2 protein-coding genes are annotated in these 1,375 nt (G+C 47.9%); both read left to right on the top strand.

The genetic code is table 11. From position 1 onward, the window contains the following. On the top strand, nucleotides 1-353 hold a 353-nt coding region (locus tag KDK19_RS03530; protein ID WP_257287480.1), incomplete at its 5' end, for a hypothetical protein. A 135-nt stretch (nucleotides 354-488) separates the two neighbouring features. Further along, on the top strand, nucleotides 489-1,375 hold an 887-nt coding region (locus KDK19_RS03525), incomplete at its 3' end, for a hypothetical protein (protein WP_257291343.1).

Raw genomic sequence — 1,375 nt, 5'->3', positions numbered from 1 at the left:
CCGGGTATCAGGAAAGTGCCAATACCTTGCTGGCAACCTCGATCCATTATTTCAATCTGGCTTCCCGGCAGATAGCCGATGGTGACCCTGAGAGAGGACAAGATAACCTTATAAAGGCACTTGAGTCTGTGGAATCCGCACTGGAGAAATATCCCGAGACTGCAAGCGCTTGCTCGCAAAAAGCGCACTGCCTCAGAATGATGAATTACAAAGAAGAAGAGTGGGAGGAATGGTTCAAAAAAGCCAACGTTCTTGACCCAGGCCGGGTAGACAGGTTTAAAGCTTACGACGACTGGCGAATCATCGAAGCTTCTGCTGTTGAGAAGGTAAAAAATCAGGCACTGCGAACATAAGCGCCTGCGGCGAAAATAAGAGTCTGACCAATGAGCCAGAACTGTTTCATTCCAAAGGGCCAGGTAATTAAGGCACTTCCATGAACTTCTTTGTCCGTTTGCTGTCTCAAGAGCATAAAGAGGGGTTACTTTGCCATGAGTTTCGGATTACCACCAGCCTATGGTTCAACATCGCAACCGTCACAAAACCACTTGCCTGATGCTCATCAGGACGGAAAGCCTACATCTGATTTAAACCCGAATGCGCTTCCGTTTGTTCCTCGTGGTTCGAGGAGCGATCAGTCTTCTGACACGCTCCCAACTATTCGCCGTCGGCGAACCACTGCCCACAGGGCACCTTCTTCTCAGAGGTGGCACCGGTCAACCAGAAAGAAATCGCCTGAAGCGGCTGAAAAAAAAATCCATGAAGCATACAAAGCACTGAAAAACCAACAATTTACCCATGCAGAAGACAAATTCCAGGCTACCTTGCAAGAATATCGGGGCCAACTCAGCGAGGCCGACTACCAAAGCTCAGTCATAGGACTGGCAAGATCGCTGAATGAGCAAAACCGGGAAAAGCAAAAAAAAGCCTTTTATCGTCTGGAACAACTTCGATTGAGAGGATCATTGACTCCATTAGGGGCTTCCACAACTCCTAACCTTGACGTGACCCTGAGCCGCTGTGAACAAGCACTTGGATTGCTTTCGGATGCTGAAACACGACTGATAAGACTGAGAAATAAAACAGCCGATGCTGATGAAGAGATCCTTTGCCAGAAATCTCACAATTTTGACGCTGATATTACCAATGCCCGACTTTGGAAGTTGATGGGAAAACACCAGATGAGTGAAACACTGATGGTGAACATGAAAACAGAGCTGACCAGAAAGCTACTATCGAATCCAAGCACTGCTACTGCAGAAACCCTCTATAAACAACTCCGTATCGTAACTCTTGCCCTGGTGCGACTCTTGCAGGAGAGAAGCCTGTATGAATGGGCTGAAGACCTGCTGCTGGACATGATTGGCAAGCGACCCAA

The organism is Endozoicomonas sp. ONNA1 (assembly GCF_024606325.1).
Classification (GTDB): Bacteria; Pseudomonadota; Gammaproteobacteria; order Pseudomonadales; family Endozoicomonadaceae; genus Endozoicomonas_A.
Note: the sequence above shows the minus strand (reverse complement) of the source record. Positions and strands in the feature narration are given on the sequence as shown.